Source organism: Pseudofrankia sp. EUN1h (assembly GCF_001854645.1).
Lineage (GTDB): Bacteria > Actinomycetota > Actinomycetes > Frankiales > Frankiaceae > Pseudofrankia > Pseudofrankia saprophytica.
Genome location: NZ_MBLN01000075.1, coordinates 88,377 through 106,553, shown reverse-complemented (window position 1 = coordinate 106,553; position 18,177 = coordinate 88,377). Strand labels below are relative to the sequence as shown.

The 18,177-nt window shown below is 70.2% G+C and carries 14 protein-coding genes; 5 read left to right on the top strand and 9 right to left on the bottom strand.

From position 1 onward, the window contains the following. The first annotated feature begins 453 nt into the window (after nt 1-453). Both BCD49_RS29930 and BCD49_RS29925 read left to right on the top strand, forming a co-directional pair. The gene (locus tag BCD49_RS29930) at nt 454-5,100 is read left to right on the top strand and encodes a CHAT domain-containing protein (RefSeq protein WP_116439442.1); all 4,647 of its coding nucleotides are present in this window, start codon (nt 454-456) and stop codon (nt 5,098-5,100) included. A gap of 715 nt (nt 5,101-5,815) precedes the next feature. After that, nucleotides 5,816-6,862: a zinc-dependent alcohol dehydrogenase family protein gene (locus BCD49_RS29925; RefSeq protein ID WP_007507078.1), complete on the top strand. Its 1,047-nt coding sequence runs from the start codon at nt 5,816-5,818 to the stop codon at nt 6,860-6,862. A gap of 44 nt (nt 6,863-6,906) precedes the next feature. Here the strand turns inward: BCD49_RS29925 and BCD49_RS29920 are convergent, their stop codons facing one another. From BCD49_RS29920 to BCD49_RS29890, 7 genes are all read right to left on the bottom strand, one after another. Continuing rightward, on the bottom strand, nt 6,907-7,503 hold the full coding sequence (locus BCD49_RS29920) for a hydrogenase maturation protease (protein ID WP_007507080.1): 597 nt from the start codon (nt 7,501-7,503) through the stop codon (nt 6,907-6,909). Continuing rightward, nucleotides 7,461-8,690 carry a Ni/Fe hydrogenase subunit alpha gene (locus tag BCD49_RS29915; RefSeq protein WP_007507082.1) on the bottom strand — a complete coding sequence of 410 codons (1,230 nt, stop codon included), beginning with the start codon at nt 8,688-8,690 and terminating at the stop codon, nt 7,461-7,463. Before BCD49_RS29915 ends, BCD49_RS29920 begins: the two co-directional genes overlap by 43 nt. A gap of 124 nt (nt 8,691-8,814) precedes the next feature. Beyond that, a complete protein-coding gene (locus BCD49_RS29910) occupies nt 8,815-9,720 on the bottom strand; it encodes an oxidoreductase (protein ID WP_007507084.1) in 906 nt (301 codons plus the stop codon). Next, a complete protein-coding gene (locus BCD49_RS29905) occupies nt 9,721-10,671 on the bottom strand; it encodes an FAD/NAD(P)-binding protein (protein WP_007507086.1) in 951 nt (316 codons plus the stop codon). Further along, complete coding sequence (locus BCD49_RS29900) at nt 10,643-11,110, bottom strand: cyclic nucleotide-binding domain-containing protein (RefSeq protein ID WP_007507089.1); 468 nt, start codon at nt 11,108-11,110, stop codon at nt 10,643-10,645. The genes BCD49_RS29905 and BCD49_RS29900 overlap by 29 nt, the downstream gene beginning before the upstream one ends. Next, nucleotides 11,107-12,303, bottom strand: coding sequence for a 4Fe-4S dicluster domain-containing protein (locus BCD49_RS29895; protein ID WP_083401775.1), 1,197 nt, complete (start codon nt 12,301-12,303; stop codon nt 11,107-11,109). The genes BCD49_RS29900 and BCD49_RS29895 overlap by 4 nt, the downstream gene beginning before the upstream one ends. Nucleotides 12,304-12,443: 140 nt before the next feature. Then, nucleotides 12,444-12,881, bottom strand: a complete 438-nt coding sequence (locus BCD49_RS29890; protein WP_051466263.1) for a hypothetical protein — start codon at nt 12,879-12,881, stop codon at nt 12,444-12,446. Between the two features lie 338 nt (nt 12,882-13,219). Between BCD49_RS29890 and BCD49_RS29885 the strand changes: the two genes are divergently transcribed. Then, nucleotides 13,220-13,684, top strand: a complete 465-nt coding sequence (locus BCD49_RS29885; protein WP_007507096.1) for an SsgA family sporulation/cell division regulator — start codon at nt 13,220-13,222, stop codon at nt 13,682-13,684. Nucleotides 13,685-13,741: 57 nt separating this feature from the next. Beyond that, nucleotides 13,742-14,140, top strand: coding sequence for an HPF/RaiA family ribosome-associated protein (locus BCD49_RS46540; RefSeq protein WP_007507098.1), 399 nt, complete (start codon nt 13,742-13,744; stop codon nt 14,138-14,140). Nucleotides 14,141-14,205: 65 nt separating this feature from the next. Here BCD49_RS46540 and BCD49_RS29875 read toward each other — a convergent pair whose 3' ends face one another. Both BCD49_RS29875 and BCD49_RS29870 read right to left on the bottom strand, forming a co-directional pair. Further along, nucleotides 14,206-14,880: a response regulator gene (locus BCD49_RS29875; protein WP_007507100.1), complete on the bottom strand. Its 675-nt coding sequence runs from the start codon at nt 14,878-14,880 to the stop codon at nt 14,206-14,208. Between the two features lie 148 nt (nt 14,881-15,028). After that, complete coding sequence (locus BCD49_RS29870) at nt 15,029-16,690, bottom strand: sensor histidine kinase (RefSeq protein ID WP_071042160.1); 1,662 nt, start codon at nt 16,688-16,690, stop codon at nt 15,029-15,031. Nucleotides 16,691-17,478: 788 nt separating this feature from the next. On the opposite strand from BCD49_RS29870, the gene BCD49_RS29865 reads away from it, so the two are divergent. After that, nucleotides 17,479-17,985: a CBS domain-containing protein gene (locus BCD49_RS29865; protein WP_157845217.1), complete on the top strand. Its 507-nt coding sequence runs from the start codon at nt 17,479-17,481 to the stop codon at nt 17,983-17,985. Nucleotides 17,986-18,177 lie beyond the last annotated feature (192 nt).

Genomic DNA, 18,177 nt, shown 5'->3' with positions numbered 1-18,177 from the left:
CCCATGGTCACGCCACTCAGTCAACCATTCCTCAGGCATCGTGGATCGGGGACCTGCCGCACGATCACCACCCCGACAGCTAGAAGATCGACTTAGCCTAGCGAAGGACCACTAACCGCGGCTGTCTGGCGGATCCTGTCGGTCGCGGACCCGGCGACGAAGGAACGCGGTGTTGCCGCCGTCGCGGCCTCTAGCAGCGACACGACAGGTGTCGAAGACAAGGGCTAGCCAAGCCGCGGCTATGTCGGCCCGTCGCGGGCTGGCGAGATTACGTGGACTGCTCCCAGCACCGCTGGTGCGGGCATGGTCACGGGCCGAGACGCGGTCTGTCATTCTGTTGATGTGGCTCAGGAGACGGACCGGTTCGACGCTCAGCCCATCAGGAACCGTTGACGGTCTGAGTGGGACCAGATCCGTCGCCGCGCCCGACGACGGGTTGATACGGGGGCAAAGATGCGGAAGCGGGCGCTCGCCCGGGCACAATCCAGGTTGGTGCGTTTCCTCCGCTACCGGAACCCGGCCACGGTCCTGGGTCCGAAGGCGGTCGCCGAGCTGGAGGCTCTGCTTCGCAGCGTTCCCGACCCTCTCGCCGATCTGGAAGTCRCCTTTCAGGCCGGGTGGCTGCACTGGGCGCGCTGCATCGCCTTGGGCCCAGAGGAGGGTCAACGGGACTTTGCGGCGGCGCTGGTCCTGTTCGCGCCGGTGTACCAGAGCCTGCCGGACGCGCTCCCTGATGAAGTGCGCGCCCACTTCGACGCCCATCCGCCGTCTCCCATCGACACGCCCGCGTCTCGGATTTCCAACGCCACCGTCCTGGTAGACGAGGCGCTGCGCACCGGGGACCGTGCCGCGCTGAATGCCGCGATCGATCTCCTGCGCGAAACCCTGGGCACGATCTCCGACGACCACCCCGATCGCGTCATGTACCTGTCTCATCTGAGCCGCGCGCTACAGATCCGGATCGAGTGGGACGGTGCCTCTGCCGACGTCGACGCCCTGGTCGCCGCTACCCAGGAGGCGCTGAAGGCCACCCCGGCCGACAGACCGGACCGTGGCGGCCATTTGTCCAACCTTGGCAGTGCCCTGCGCATACGGTTCGAGCGGGATGGCGCCTCTGCCGACCTCGACGCCGCGGTCACCGCAGGACAGGCCGCGGTGGCGGCAATTCCTGTTGACCATCCCAGCCGGGCCGCGGTTCTGTCCAACTTCGCCCGTACGCTGCGGACCCGGTTTCAGCGGGACGGGGCCGTGGCTGACCTCGAGGCCGAGATCATCGCCCGACAGGCGGCCGCGGAGGCAGTACCCGCCGGCCACTCCGAGCGTGCCGTATACCTGGCCAGCCTCGGCATAGCGTTGCAGACCCGGTTTGAACGCGGCGGCTCGCTGGCCGACCTCGACGCCGCGATCCACGCAGCACAGGCCGCAGCGGACTTGGTTTCCGACAACCATCCCAACCGGGCGGCGATGCTGTACAACCTCGGCGTCCTCCTGCAGACCCGGTTTGGGTGCCGTCATGCCTTGGCCGATCTCGACGCCGCGATCGACGCCGCCCAGGCCGCGGTGGACGCCACCCCCGACGGCCAGCCCAACCAGGCCGATTACCTGTCCAGCCTCGTCACTGCGCTGCAGGCCCGATTCGACCAGACCGGCGCACAGGCCGACCTCGACGCCGCGATCCGGATAGGGCAGGCCGCGGTGGAGGCAACTCCCGACAGCCACCCCAGCCGGACCGTGATGCTGTCCAATCTCGGCGCCGCGCTGCAAAGCCGGTTCAAACGAAGCGGCGCCTCGCCCGACCTCGACGCCGCTATGACCGCCATACAGGCCGCGGTGAAGGCCACGCCCGCCGATCACCCCAGCCGGGCCACGATGCTGTTTAACCTTGGATCCGCGCTGCAGACCCGATTCGAGCAGACAGGCGCGCACACAGATCTCGACGCCATGATCGCCTTTGGGCAGGCTGCCTTGGAGGCAGCTCCACCCGACCACCCCGACCGGGTGGCGATGTTGGCCAACCTAAGTAACGCACTGCAGAGCCGGTTTGAGCGAGGCGGCGCCTCGACCGACCTCGACGCCGTGATCGTCACTAGGCAGGCTGCCTTGGCTGCAGCTCCCGCCGACGACCCCGAGCGGGCTGCGATGCTGGCCAGTCTTGGCGTCGCGCTGCAGACCCGGTTCAAGCGGACCGGTGTGCAGGCCGACCTCGACGCCGCGGTCCACGCCGCGCGGACCGCGGTCGAGGGTACCTCCGCCGATCATCCCAGCCGGGCCGCGCTGCTGGCCTACCTCGCGGTCGCGCTGCAGGCCCGGTTCGAGCGGACCGGTGTGCAGGCCGACCTCGACGCCGCGGTCCACGCCGCGCAGGCCGCGGTCGAGGCCACCCCCGCCGACGACCCCGATTCCGCTGTACGCCTGTCCTTCCTCTGCGGTGCGCTGCAGACCCGGTTCGAGCTGGACGGCGCATTGGCCGACCTCGACGCCGCGATCCACGCCGGACAGGCCGCGGTAGCGGCCACACCTGCCATCGGCTCTGCCGCCGCCGGGTACCGGTCCAATCTCAGCGCCGCGCTGCGCATCCGATTCGAGCAGACGGGCGCACATGCGGATCTCGACGCCGCGATCCGCTCCGCGCAGGCCGCGGTGGCTGCGACGCCCGCCGACAACCCGGTCGCCGCCACGTATTTGACCAACCTCGGCATAGCGCTGCGCGTCAGGTTTCAACGGAGCGGCGCCATGACAGATCTTGACGCCGCGGTCCACGCCGGGCAGGCCGCGGTAGACGCGGCTCTCGCCGACGACCCTGACCGGGTCATATACCTGTCGAACCTGGGCGTTGCGCTTCGCATCCGATTCGAGCGGGGTGGGGCGATGGCTGATCTCGATGCCGCGATCCGCGCCGCACAGGCCTCCGTCGCGRCCACTCCGGCCGACCACCCCTACCGCGCCAGGTACCTGTCCAACCTCGGCGCTGCGCTGCAAAGCCGGTTTGACCGAACCGGCATGCAGACCGATCTCGACGCCGCGATCACCGCCGGAGAGGCGGCCGTAGAGGCTACCCCGGCCGGCCACCCCAACCTCACCGGGCGCCTGTCCAATCTCGGCGGTTCGCTGCAGGCGCGGTTCGAAGCGACCGGCGTTCTGGCCGACCTGGACGCCGCGATCCGTGCCGGACAGGCTGCCATCGAGGTGGCTCCCCCTGACCACCCCAGCCGGGCCACGTCGCTGTTCAACCTCACCCTCGCGCTGCGCAATCGGTATCTACAGGGTGGCGCCCTGCCCGATCTCGATGCGGCAATCCGCGCCGGGCAGGCCGCGGTGGACACCATCCCCGCCGACCATCCGAACCGGGCAGCGATGCTGTCCGAGCTTGGTGCGACGCTGAACATCCGGTTCGAGCAGACGGGCGTGCAGGCAGATCTCGACGCCGCGGTCCGCGCCGGACAGACGGCCGCCGCGGTCGAGGTGGCCTCGCCGCGTGCGCGCGCCCGAGGCGCCCTTGTATGGGGGCGTGCCGCCGGGGCGGCCCGACGCTGGCGGGAGGCGGYGGCCGGTTTCGAGACAGCCGTCGGTCTTCTGGGAGGTGTGGCGCCGCGTGGCCTCGATCGCCCCGACCAGGAGCATCTGCTGTTCGAGATGAGCGGGCTGGCCGCGGACGCGGCGGYGTGCTGCGTGCGCGCGGGCCTGCCTGAGCGTGCCGTGGAACTGTTCGAGCAGGGCCGCGGCGTGCTGCTGGGCCAGGCGCTGGATACCCGTACCGACGTGACGGCGCTTGCCGAGCTTCACCCCGACCTCGCCAGACGGTTTGTCGAGCTGTGCTACGAGCTCGACCGGCCCAGTGAGCCGGCCGAACCAGCGGCGGAACAGCCGGGCGCCGCGCTGCTGGATTCCGCCAGAATGGCCCGCGTTCAGGCGCGGCGCCAACGAGCGGTCGCCGACTTCGACCAGCACGTCGCGGAGATCCGCGCGCTGCCGGCCTTCCGGGACTTCCTCCTGCCCCCGCCGGTGGAACAGCTGCGGGCAGCGGCGGCCGACGGTCCGGTCGTGATCGTCGCGGTCTCCGCCTTCGGGTCCCATGCCCTGCTCGTGACCTCCGGCAGTATCGATGTCGTCGAGCTGGGTGAGCTGACCCCCGCCGAGGTCAACAACCGGGTGGCCGATTTCCTCGACGCCCTGGCCACACCCCGCTCGTCCGCGACCAGGATCGCCGCGCAGCGGCGGCTGGACGACATACTGGGCTGGCTGTGGGACGCCGTGGCCGGCCCGGTTCTGGACCACCTGGGAATCCACGGGCCGCCCGAGGAGGAACAGTCCTGGCCCCGGGTGTGGTGGTGCGTGGCCGGGCTGCTGTCATTTCTTCCTGTTCACGCCGCGGGTCATCACTCCAGCCGCACCGCCCCTGCCCCGGCCACGGTCATCGATCGAGTGATCTCCTCCTACACGCCGACGGTCCGCGGGCTGGCCTATGCACGCCGCGTCGGTCACGTGGACACCGAGCGGCCACGTCCCACCGACGGCCTCGACAGGCAGTCAGTGATGGCGGTGGCGATGCCGCACACCCCCGGAGCAGCCGACCTGCCCGGCGCACATGCCGAGGCTGCCAGCCTGGAAGAACGATTTCCCGGCGGCGTGACGGTGCTGACGGACACCGAGGCGACACGTCAGGCCGTCCTCGCTGGGCTGCCGGACACGCGGTGGGTGCATTTCGCCTGCCACGGCACCGCGGAGATCACCGACCCGTCGAACAGCCGGCTTCTCCTGCACGACCAGCCGCTGACCGTGGTCGACGTGGCCCAGCTACGGCTCCACCACGCCGAGCTGGCGTTCCTGTCCGCCTGCGAGACAGCCCGTCCCGGCGCCCGGCTCGCCGACGAGGCGATCCACCTCGCCTCCGCGTTCCAGCTCGCCGGCTACCGCCACGTCATCGCCACCCTCTGGCCCGTCGCCGACCACAGCGCCGTCACCTTCGCCGAGTACATCTACGCCACCCTCAGCGAGCCCCCGAACATCGCCGGCGCCGTCCACACGGCCACCCGAAATCTGCGTGACTCCTGGCCCCGTCACCCCTCCGAGTGGGCATCCCACATTCATGCTGGTGCCTGACCGGCCACTGGCACGGGCGATACCCGCAATAGGAACTCGCGAGAGGGAGGCTCTCCCTCATGTTGGATTCCTGCCGGTTCGGAGTGTCAGCGCGATCCCCGCCGTACCGCGCCCGCCCCGGACGGGCGGCGGGGGCGGGCGGTCTGCGACCCGTCAGTCGACGGCTTTGCTCGACACGCGAATAGATCCGGGCGAGACCTTCGGCCTCATCTGGGCGGCTGGGAATGTCGGTGGCCAGGAGAGTGCCAGCCCGGCCGATAGCTTGCCGGCAGGGGGTAGCGGTTTTCGCGACACGTTGGCCGCTACCCCCGCCCGACAGACCCGCGCGGGGCGACGTGGACATCCCCTCCCACTGGGCGCCGTCCGTCTGGCGCCCGCCTCGTTGGCGGGAGCCGACACCCGCCTACCTGTCCCGGGCCTTCTTCGGACCTCGAACCACACCTTCTGCCCACCGGCTTTCGGTGCGAGAACATCAAAGGTCCCGACCCGTGCAGGATTTGGGGGATGCGGACGCCTTGTCACTTCCGCTCCAGGATCATCTGGCCGTAACGGCTCGTCCTCACCTGCTCAGGTGGGCAGTCAACCGACCGGGCGGCCCGGAGCTGATACAGGGGTGTCCAGCGGCCGGCGGGCGCGGGACCTTCAGCCTCTCCTGTGGCTGCCTCCCCGGACGCAGTCTAGGGAGGCTGATTCGCCCGGGCATCTGGAGGCCGCTATGAAGGCGCTTGTTTATCACGGTGCGGGAGTCAAGTCCTGGGAGGACGTCGCGCGTCCCGAAATCCTGTCCGACACGGACGCGGTGGTGCGTGTGGACACCACCACGATCTGCGGYACGGACCTGCACATCCTGAAGGGCGACGTTCCCGCCGTGACGGACGGTCGCATCATCGGCCACGAGGCGGTCGGCACCGTCGAAGAGGTCGGCACGGGTGTCAAGAACGTGAGGGTCGGCGACCGCGTCCTCGTGTCGTGCGTGAGCGCGTGTGGTGTGTGCCGGTTCTGCCGAGAAAGCCGTTACGGCCAGTGCCTCGGCGGTGGCGGATGGATTCTTGGAAACGAAATCGACGGTACCCAGGCCGAGTACGTCCGCGTGCCGTTCGCCGACAACTCGACCTACCCTGTGCCGGCCGGTGTCAGCGACGACGAGCTGTTGATGCTCTCTGACATCCTGCCGACGGGTTACGAGGTCGGCGTGCTCAACGGTCAGATCCGGCCCGGGGACGTCGTCGCGGTGGTCGGGGCGGGGCCGATCGGTCTGTCCGCGATCAGCGGAGCGCGGCTGTTCAGCCCAAGTCACGTGATCGCCATCGACCTCGCGTCGAGCCGGCTCGACGCGGCGAAGCGGTTCGGCGCGGACCTGGTCGTGAACAACGGTGAGCAGGATCCCCGTGACGTGGTGATGGAGCTGACCGGCGGGCTGGGCGTGGATGTCGCGATCGAGGCGGTCGGGGTTCCGGCCACGTTCGAACTCGCCGCCGATCTCATCAGGCCGGGTGGGCGGGTGGCCAACATCGGCGTGCACGGCAAGCCGGCGACCCTGCACCTGGAACGGCTGTGGACACGAGACGTCACGATCGTCACCGGCCTGGTGGACACCTACTCGACGCCCACGCTGCTGCGCCTGCTGACCAGCCGGCAGATCAATGCGTCCCGCTTCGTCACGCATCACTTCCCGTTCGACGAGTTCCTGCAGGCCTACGACGTGTTCGCCCACGCGGACAAGACCGGTGCGCTGAAGGTCGTCCTGAGCCGGGAGGCCTGATGCGGGAGGCCTGATGCGCCCGTTCGTTGCCAGGGCCTCGAGGCTCAGTGGTGTCGGACGTGATGCTGATCATCAGCCGGGAGCTCTCCGTCCCAGCGACTCCAAACCTGATCATCTGATGGGAGGCCGCCCAGGACTGTCGGGTAGGCGGCGGCTTCGGCGACGACGGCCTTGGCCACCCGGTGGGCGGCACTCGCGACCTGAGGGTGGATCGGCGTGGTTGCCGACAGGTGGTGGGCCCTGATCGTGTAGATGACCACGAGCGTTGGCAGCTCTCCGAGCGCTCGCCCGATCTCGATCACGTGCGCGATGTCCAGTCCGTGCGTGGAGGCGACGGAATCCGGGTGGAGCGGGCCGCCTTCGACCACGGCGAGGCGGCGCACCGTTCCGGCCCTGTCGGGCCCGGCGAGCGGGGCCGGCGGGCCGGCGGCGTCGATGATCCAGGCCGCGTCCACCCCGTTCCAGGCCGTGAGCAGGCCGGTTGGCTCGGCGCAGTCGATCACCTCCGTTCCGGGTCCTGGCTGGCCGCGGACCAGCCCGGCCACCAGCCGCCCCACGCCGTCGTCGCCGCGGTGCGGGTTGCCGATCCCGACGACGATCAGCCGCGGGTGACGTCGACGGTCAGGAAGTGCGTCGCGCATGAGATGCAGGGGTCGTGGTTGCGGATCGTGCGTTCGCAGAGCAGCGTCAGCTCGGCTTCCGGCAGGTCGAGGTGGCGTTCGACGACGCCGCACAGGTCCTCCTCGATGGCGAGCTGGTTCTGGGAGGTGGGCGGGACGATCTTCGCGTCGAGGATGGTGCCGGCGTCGTCGGTGGTGTAGCGGTGGTGGAGCAGGCCGCGGGGGGCCTCGGTGGCGCCGTGGCCCGTCCCCGCCCGGGGCGGGGTCGGGAGGGCGGGCGAGTCCGGCTGGGTGTAGGCGTCGATGAGCCGCAGTGCCTCGTCGGCGGCGTGGACCATCTCGACGCAGCGCACGAGGATGCTTCGGTAGGGGTTGCGCTCGGGCGGGCGCAGGCCGATGGCCGCGGCCGTCTCCCGCGCGGCCGGGGCGAGGGACGGAGCGTTCACCGCGAAGCGCGCGAGCGGTCCGACGAGGTAGGAGCGGCCGTCGGCGAGAGTGGACTGCAGCGCGTTCGACCAGGGCACCTGCCGCTCGGTGACCGCGTCGTCGTACTCGGCGGCGGTGACGTCCAGGCCCTCGGTGGAAACGATCCGCCCGCGTTCGATCGCGTACTCGCCGGGTTGGTGGAGGGCCACGAACGGCTGGTGGACGTGGTCGTCGGGGAAGTCCAGCCCGGCGGCGAACCGGGCGGTGTCGGCCGCGAGGTCGCGGGCCCGTTCGAGCGGGCCGACGAGGCCGAGGAGCTCGGCGCGGTCCGGTGCCCGGTACCAGCCGCCGACGCGGGCGTTGACGGGGTGGATGGGACGTCCGCCGATGACGGACATCACGGTGTTGCCGGCCTTCTTGACCGCGAGTCCCCCGCGGATGAGCTCAGGCTGGGACCGAGCGAGGTCGACGGCGCTGTCATGGCCGAAGAAGTCGGGCAGGTGCAGCAGGTAGACGTGCAACGCGTGGCTCTCCAGCCATTCGCCGCAGTAGAGCAGCCTGCGCAGGTCGGCGGCGGGGCCCTCGACGTCGACGCCACAGATGTCCTCGATGGCCGCGAGCGCGCTCATCTGATACGCGACCGGGCAGATGCCGCAGATGCGGGCGGTGATGTCGGGTGGCTCGGTGTAGGCCCGGCCGCGCAGCAGCGCCTCGAAGAACCGCGGCGGCTCGAAGATCTCCAGATGGGCCTCKGTGACGTGGCCGTCGCGGATCCGCACCACCAGACGTCCTTCACCTTCGACGCGGGTGAGCGGCGCCGGCGCGATGGTTCTCGTGCCCGCTGCCCCCGGCCCGGTCAGCCGCGCCGGCCTGCCCGGCGTCCGAGGTCCGGTGGCACGCGTCGGATCAGTGCCGTTCATCGTCTCTAGCCCTTCGACGGGCCGCGCTTACGGCGTGCTCGTGCTGGGCCGCCGCAGCGGGCGGTTCCACGAGGGCGTCGCGGAAGGCGGGCGCGCCGACGTTGAACGTCCGCAACACCCTCGTGACCCCACGCTCGTCCATGCCCAGCACCTCCAGCTGCTGGATCAGCGCGGCCGTGTTCGGGCTTTCCATGGGACCGAAGCAGCCGTAGCAGCCGCGGTGGTAGGCGGGACAGATCGCGCCGCAGCCGGCATGGGTGATGGGTCCGAGGCAGGGTGTGCCGTGCGCGACCATGACGCAGACCCGCCCGGAGCGCTTGCATTCCGTGCAGACCGAGGCCGAGGAGATGGCCGGGCGCCGTCCGGCCAGGAAGGCGCCGATGACCTCGAGCAGCTGGCCGGGGTCGACCGGGCAGCCCTGGAGCTCGAAGTCGACCCGCACGTGTGTGGAGACCGGGGTGGAGGTCGAGAGGCTGGTGACGTACTCGGGGCTGGCGTAGACGGCCGCGAGGTACTCGTCGGCGTCGGCGAGGTTCCGCAGTGCCTGGACGCCACCCGCGGTGGCGCACGCACCGATCGTGACGAGTCGCCGGGACGCGGCGCGGACCTGACGGATACGCGCGGCRTCCTCCGCGGTGCTGATGGAGCCCTCCACGAGCGAGAGGTCATAGGGCCCCGCGACCACGGCGCTGGACGCCTCCAGGAAGAAGGCCACCTCGATCGCGTCGGCCAGCGCGAGCAGCTGGTCCTCGCAGTCGAGCAGCGTGAGCTGGCAGCCGTCACAGGAGGCGAACTTCCACACCGCGAGCCGGCGCCGGCGCCCGGCAGACGTGGTGGCGGGGTCGCCGGCGCCGACGTCCGATACCGGGACGGTGGCGGCTGAAGCGGTCATCTAGAGCTCCCGTACGGAGAGCAGCGGGCCGAGCCGGCCGAAGTCGGCGACAGGACCGTCCTGGCAGAGCATCAGCGGGCCCAGCTGGCAGCGGCCGCAGTGGCCGACTCCGCAGTGCATGTTGCGCTCCATCGACAGGTGCACGGCGGACGCGCGTACGCCCCGCTCGACGAGAGCCTGGGCGGTAAGCCTCATCATGATCTCCGGACCGCAGGTGAATGCCACCGTGCGGGCCGGATCGAACCGGGTCCGGGGCAGCAGGGCGGTGACGACGCCCACGTCTCCTGTCCAGCCGGCGTCGGCGGCGTCGACGGTCACCAGCACCTGGATGTCACCGCCGCGGGCCCAGGCGGCGAGCTCGTCGTGGTAGAGAAGATCCAAGGGGGTGCGGCCGCCGACGAGGAGCGCGACGTCGCCGTACTCCTGGCGCCGGGACAGGACGTACTCGACAGCGGGACGCAGTGGCGCCAGTCCCAGGCCGCCTGCGACGAGGACCAGGTCCGCGCCCGCCAGCCGGTCCGGGTCGAGGGGCCAGCCTCGGCCGAACGGCCCCCGGACCCCGAGCACGTCGCCGGGCCGGCTCGCGCAGATCGCCTCCGTCACCGGGCCCACCGCCCGGACGGTATGGACCAGCGTCCGCCCGTCTGCCGCCGGCTCCGTGCGGGGTGGTGCCGGCTCCAGCGCCGGCGCGGTGCCGGTGGTCGGACACGCGCCGCCGCTGGAGCCGGCGCCGCCCGCGAGGGACAGGGGAACCTCGCCGACGCCGAACGCGTACACCATGGTGAACTGCCCGGCGCGGTGGCGGAGAAGCGGTTCCGTACCGACCGCCGGGGCCAGGTACAGGGTCCAGGTGTCGTGGGTCTCCTGGTGCCGCTGGATGACGCGGAACGGGCGGGGAGTCATGGCCCCGGCGCCGCTCCGGTCAGCCCTGCTCTGGGTTTCCGTAGACATCGAGCAGCCTCAGGCGGGTCGCCCACAGCCGCTCGGCGAGCACCCGCGAGACGCGGACGAGGACGTCGTAGGCGAGCGCGGGATCGGCCGCGAACTGGGAACGCAGCCGCGCGCCGTCCACCACGCTGGCGGTGACCGGCGAGAGCGCGTGGGCGTCGAAGACCAGCCGGTATGGCGGGAACAACCACGACCATCCGACCAGTCCACCTGCGCCGACCGTCTCGATCGGGACCAGGCCGCGGGTGGGGACGAACAGTTCGATTGCGACCGTTCCCTGCCGCAGAACGTAGAAGACGTCGGCCGGATCCCCCTCGCGCAGCAGAGCGTCACCTGCGTGGAAGGACACGTCCCGGGCGTGTCCGGCGAGGAGCGCGAGACGCTCTGGAGGCATTCCGGCGAACAGCTCCGCGTCGCGCAGCGAGCTGTCGACCGTGCTCACCGCTGCGCGTCCCTGGCGGCGGCGTCGTCCGTCGGCGGCGGCAGGTGGACAGCCGGCGGGTCACCGTCCACGTCGTTCCCGCGGATCGCCGCGAGTTCCTCGGTGACGTCGATGCCGACAGGACACCAGGTGATGCAGCGTCCGCAGCCGACGCAGCCGGACGTCCCGAACTGGTCGTGCCAGGTGCCGAACTTGTGGGTCAGCCACTGACGGTAGCGCGAGCGCGGGGCGGCTCGGACGTCGCCGCCGTGCAGGTGGGAGTGGTCGAGGGAGAAGCAGGACTCCCAGCTGCGCCAGCGTTCCGCCGTCCCGCCCGCCAGGTCACCGACGTCCTCGACGGTGGTGCAGAAGCAGGTCGGGCAGACCATGGTGCAGTTGCCGCAGGTCAGGCAGCGCCCGGCGACGTCGTCCCAGCGCGGGTGCTCCAGGTTGTCCGCGAGCAGGTCGCGCAGTCCCCGCGCCTCGACGGTACGGCCCATCCGGTCAGCGGCCGCGCGCACCGCGGCTGYCGCCGCCTCCCTGTCGACTGGTCGCGCGGGCTGGCTGGCCAGCTGGTCGAGAACCTCGCGGCCGCGGGCCGTGCCGGCCTCGACGAGCAGCCGGTGTTCGCCGTCGAGGATCTCGCTGAGCACGAGGTCATAGCCGGAGCTGACGGCTGGGCCGGTGTCCATCGACGCACAGAAGCAGGTGCCGCCCGGTTCATGGCAGTTCACCGCGACGATGAACAGGTCCGCGCGTCGCGCCGCATAGTCGTCGTCCGGGTGGCGGCCGTCCGCGAGGATCCGGTCCTGGATCGCGATCGCGTGCAGTTCGCACGAGCGCACACCAAGGAGCGCCATCGGCCGATCGGGCGGAGGTTCCTCCCGCACGTCGAAGCCGCGCTCCGGGTCACGCTGGACACGCAGCAGGCGGAGCCGGGGCGGCAGGAGGCACTGCTTCCACGAGTGCGGCCCGACGGCATAGCCGAACCGGGCCTCATCCGACCGTCGCTCGAGCCGGTAGGTGGCCGCTTCCTGCGCGTCCGTCCATCCCGTGGGCAGCTGCGCCGCGGTGGTGATCTCGGCGTAGATGATCGCGCCATCGCGGATGGTCGGCCCGATCACCTGGTACCCACGGCCGCGAAGCACCCCGATGAGGTTGTCCAACTCCGCCGGCGCGACGACGGTCTCTGGCGCCCGAGTCTCCGCAGCCATGGCCCCCCACCGTCATCGGAACGACACTCTCAGTGCTGTCGGAGTATCCCCGGCGGCGGCGGACTGACACCGAGCCGAACGCCAGCACCGGCGTCGACCGGATGACCATCAACCACCGAGCGCCCACCGGCGCCGTCGGATCACGCCCTGGTCTCGGTGTGTTCGCCGCGGGAGGCCGCGTGGCTGGCGCCACGAGCGCCGCGGTCATCCGCACCGAGTGGACCGTCGGCGCCGCTGCGGCCTTCGTCGCGCTCGCGATGCCAGGCGTCCGTAGTCGGGTCGTGGCGCCAGGCACCACCCGTGCTGTGCCGTTCGCCCTCGATGGGAGCGTCGCGGTCGACAAGAAGCGAGTGGTCGATCGGCATCGGAGGTGCGGTCCCCTGGCGGACTCGCTCCTGATAAACCCGATCACGCCAGAAATCCCGACCGATCGCGAGAACGAAGGCGAAGGCGCTCACCGCCATCAGGATGACGCCGACGGCGGTGAAATCAATGCTGGCCGGTTCGGCATGGACCGCGAAGGTGAAGATGGCTCCAACGGTGAAAACGAAGAGGCATAGCGCGGCGGTCATGGTCACAGGCTCCCACCCAGAAGGCCGGGTAACGAGATGACTGCCGGCCGGTCCACCCGTGCCATTCGGCCTTCGCGCCTTGACCTTCGCGACGTGGCCTTCGCGACGTCCAGCGGCCTCGCGCGGTCGCTCGCTCGTCAGGCTGGCCGTCACGGTGCGTTGGTCCCCGCGCCGACGGGGCAACAGTCCCGTTCGCCGGGACCCTGGCGTCTATCGGGGCCGTTGCAAGAGGTCCGTTCCTCCTACCAAGTCCGGCCGGTCGTCTCAGGACCAGGCCGTGGTCAGGCGGCAAATTGGTTAGGCCAGCACAGAACGGACCGCGGCAGAAGACGAGGAGGGTCGAGATGCTGCATCACCGGTCATCCGCGGCAAAGAAGATCACCTGCGACCTGCCGATCGGCCTGGTCGTCGACAACGGGGAGCGGCTGCCGCTGACCGGCCATCTGAGTTTTGATCCCGCCGACCCCATCGCGATAACACTCGTCATTCGGATGGCGGCCGACAAGAACGTCGAGTGGACGTTCGCGCGCGCCCTGCTGAAGGCGGGCGGTCCTCGACCGCCTGACGTGGGCGACGTACGGGTCCGGCTGGCCTGCGGTGCCAAACGGCGGGTCACGGCCCTGACGCTGACGACCCCGGACGGCCAGGCCGACCTGGAAATGCCATCCCAGCGAGTCGCGGCCTTTCTGCGCCGCACCTACACGGCCGTCCCGCCCGAGATCGAGGCCGGCTTGATCGACTGGAACGCCGAGTTCGGACCGCTACTCGGATTCGGCAACTCCCGATCGGAAAGGCCGACCGACATGTGACTCATCCGCCGATGGGCAGCTGAATGCACGGCAAGGCGATGCATCCTGGAGAAGAAAATGACCAGCACTTCGCGGAACGATCTCGGTGTCGTCACGTTCCAGATCTCCGGCCCCGTGCCCCAGCCAGCACGCGACTATGCCGTGGAGAAGGTGAGCGCGTTGGCACGCCTGTGCCACGAACCGATCTTGCACACGCAGATCAGGCTCGATACGGGCGGACGACCTGGCACGGTCCCGGCGTCGGCGACGGCGAGTCTGGACGTCAACGGGACCCAGGTGCGGGCACAGGGGGAGGGAACAACGCTGCGCGAAGCGACCGACCTACTTCAGGCCCGGTTGCGGGCGAGACTCGTCCGGCAGGAGGATCGCCCTCGCCGGAGCGAGTCGATCCGCACGGGCCCGTCCGCGCGGCCCCCGGGTGATGGCGCCGGCGGCACCGCTTCCGACCCCGTGTGACCTGGTCGCCAGGTAGCGGGCGACCTGTCTGGCTTGGGTCGCCCGCTACCCGGCATCAGCGCGAGTCAGGAGGCCGGGTGGTCCTGACCGAGGTGCTTGGACGCGAGGACGGCGGCCTGGGTGCGGCTGGTCAGCCCGAGTTTGTCCAGGATGCTCGACACGTAGTTCTTGACGGTCTTCTCGGACAGGTGAATACGTGTTCCGATCTGGCGGTTGGTGAGGCCTTCGGCGACGAGCCCCAGAATCTCGCGTTCGCGGGGGCTGAGCTCCGCGAGGACCGGATCCTGCTTCGGTCCCTCGCGCAGCCGGGCGAGCACCCGCTGCGTCACCGACGGCGACAGCAGCGACTGGCCGGACGCCACCGTCCGGATCGCGCCCACCAGGTCGGTGCCGCGGATCTCCTTGAGCACGTAGCCCGCGGCGCCGGCCATGATGGCGGAGAAGAGGGCATCGTCATCGTCGAACGAGGTCAGGATCAGGCAGGCGACGCCTGGATACTGCGACCGGATCTCGCGGCAGACGTCGATCCCGCTGCCGTCTGGCAGCCGGCCGTCGAGGATCGCCACGTTGGGTGTCAGGGCAGGTATACGCCGCAGCGCCTCCGCCACGAGCCCGGCTTCCCCCACCACCTCGATGTCGTCATGACGCTCCAGGGTGCGCCGTAGACCATTTCGTACGATTTCGTGGTCGTCGAGGATGAATACCGTAATCTTCTCCACGCCGAGGACGATACGCGGCATGACCTCGACCGATATCCGTCGACCGGAGTGGCGACCTCGGGACCTTCGTCATGCGGCGCGCACGCCCAACGACCGGCGCGGACGCACGTCGATGGGTTCCGATGACTACGAAGGTCCCGCCGCCGACGGCATCGCGCAGGCTGGGGACCTAGATCGGAGCTGTCCAGCGCAGGTGGGTGCCGCCCCCGGTGGGAACCGTCAGCCGGAACGTCCCGCCGAGCGAGTCGGCACGCTCTCGCAGGTTGGTCAGCCCGCTGCTGCGGACCGCGTCCCCGATTCCCACGCCATCGTCCTCGGCGTCGATGACGATCTCGTCGTTCTCCAGGCGGACGCTGACCCGCAGTGCGGTGGCGTGGGCGTGCCGAGCCGCGTTGGACACCGCTTCCCGTACCACCGCCAGCAGGTGGGCGGCCAGCGTGTCGTCGACGACGGTGTCGAGAGGGCCGGCGCAGGTCACCGTCGGCGCGAAGCCGAGTCCGGCTTTGGCGTCCGCGGCGATCTTCTCGACGGCGGAGCGCAGGTTCCCGCGCCCGAGCTGGGCGGTTCCTCGCAGCTCGAAGATCGACCGCCGAATGTCCTTGATCGTCGCGTCGATGTCCTCGACGAAGCCGTTGAGGCGGTCCGCGTTCGCGGTCTTCTCGTATTGCGCGACGTCCTGGATACCCAACGCGACGGCGAACATTCGCTGGATGACGTGATCGTGAAGGTCACGGGCGATCCGACCGCGGTCGGCCAGCACCACGAGTCGTTCCCGCTCGGACTTGGACCGGGCGAGCTCCAGGGCGACCGCCACGTGTCCGGCGAAGCTTGATGCCATGTCGAGGTCGGGGGCCGTGAACACCTGACGTCCGTGGGYGCGCCCCAGGAGGAGAACACGGCGGTCGGCGTCCGTGCTGGCCCGCAGCGGCAGAGCGATGAGGCACCCGATGTCAGGTCCTCGTTCCAGATCGCAGGCGTCCGCGGCGGCGTCATCGGTGAGCACGGGGTGCTGTTCGGCGAGTACGCGCCCGGTCAGGCTGCCATCGAGGGGAACCGCGTTTCCCGCGGTGTCCGCTCCGGCCGCGACCTCCACGACCGCGGCGGCGGGATCGTCACCGCGGGTGATCATGGCCGCGTAGTCGGCATGCGCGGTGGCTCGCGCCCGCTCGACAACCAGGTCGATCGGCTCTGCTGGTTCCGTCATCAACTCGTGGGTCACCTCGGCAGACGCCCTCATCCACTGGTGTCGCCGCTGCGCCTCGTCGAACAGCCGGGCGTTGTCGATCGCGACTCCGGCGGTGACCGCCAGCGCGAGCGCGAGTTCCTCGTCCTCGGCGGTGAAGGGCCGGCCGTCGCGTTTCTCGGTCAGGTACAGGTTGCCGAATACCTCGCCACGCACGGTGATGGGCACTCCGAGGAACGTGTGCATCGGTGGGTGCCCGGGCGGGAAGCCGATGGCGTTCGGGTCGCGGGCGATGTCGTCCACCCGGCGGGGATGCGGGTCGTCGATCAGAACGCCCAGGACGCCCTGACCGGTTGGCAGGTGGCCGATGCGCGTGACGTCCGCGGGGTCGATGCCGACGTGGACGAACTCCTCGAGGGTCCTGTCGGGGGCCACCACTCCCAGCGCCCCGTACCGCGCGTCCAGGAGATCGCACGCGGCCTCGACCACCAGCCGCAGAAGTGTCGGCAGCCGCAGGTCCGCCGTCACCATCCGGTGTGCGCGCAACAGGCCCCGCAGCCGGCCCTGAGTGGCCATGACGTCCTGGGCACGGTCGACCAACTGCGCCAGCAACTCATCGAGCTCAAGGCGAGCAACAGTCGGAAACATCAGGTCGTCACCATCAAGCGGTGGCTCGGACCGCCGCGCCTCAAACGGGTCGGCCCAAACGTCCGCTCGGCTGACTGCATCCACGGCCGGAGCGTAGCCAAACTGTGTGCAACCGGCCATCTAGTCTCCGCATATTCACGCATGCTTCCGCCTTTTCCCTCCGTTGCAGGCGCAACAAGGTGCCCCGAGTGATCAGGCACCACGAGATGTGGTTGACTCGCCCGCCGTCTTCTGGTGGTCACTGGAGGGCGTTACGGCTACGGGACGAGGCGGCCGATCCAAAACTGTGTCCGACTACCGACGCATCGCGACGAAGGATGTTGCCCCTCGTCATGGTCCAAGGCTCGCGGGCTGACCCCAGCACGCCGCCGAAGCCATGATCGATCGCCGACAGCCCGCCGGGGGGAGGTGCACCGTCGTCGAGGTGGATCCCACGATTGCCCCGCAGCCGCCCCCATCAACAGGGACTTTCGGTCCGGCCCGCACGTCTCATAGGTCCGAACACGGCCAGCGCCTCGCCAGGACCGCGCACCGACGAAGAGCCGCCGCTGGTGGCCGGTGCCGCTGATCGCTGCCTGTGCCGGACGTCCGTGAGCGGTGGTCCGAACGGCTCCGTCTCATCAGCGACTTCTGCCGGTCGTGCCACCGCACGTGGCGCCTCACGATGGAGTCGGCAAACCGGCGACCGCGGTCATCGACGGACCGGGCCGGTTGATCCAGGGGAGGCACGGGTGAGGACACAGCCCGACCCACGAGAATGCGGCCCCAGCCCCAGCGACCGAGAAGACGTGCGACCTTCTGCCTCGGAGACGTTCCGGGCGCCGGTGGGCGACGTTGCCGACCTGCCGGTCGATGCGGTGATGACGACCCGGGTCCTGGTCACGACCCCGGACGACGACATCCTCCTTGCCTGGGAGTTGATGATCCACGCAGGCATCCGCCACCTACCAGTCGTGGACGGGTCCCGGCTGGTCGGACTGATCGACGACCGACGGTTGGCCAGCGAGTGCATGGTCCGCCCACTCGCCGCCAGGTCCGTCCGCGACCTCGTCGATCACCCGCCCCTCCGGGTACGCAGGGACGCGTCCCTGCGCGACGTCGCCGCGCGGATGGCGGCCGATCGCACCGACGCCGTCTGCGTAACGACTCCAGCCGGTGACCTGATCGGCGTCGTCACGACCAGCGATCTGGTCCGCGCGCTCGCCGGCGGGCTGCCAGCGCACCGAGAAGCCACGGCCACGACGATGACACCCGTGCTGTTCCGGCTCACCCCGGTGCTCCCCGCTGACAGCTGAACCCGCTCGCCGCCAGGCGGTGGTCCGCACCGTCGAGACCGACACCGCCATGCTGTTCTTCCTCGGCGACCACATCTACAAGCTCAATAGGCCGGTCCGTGACCGCTCCGTCGACTTCACCACCGCGCAACGCATGACGCCGACCGGAGGGAGACGCAAGGTCTCGCCCCGGCCGGCGCCGTCCACTCGGGC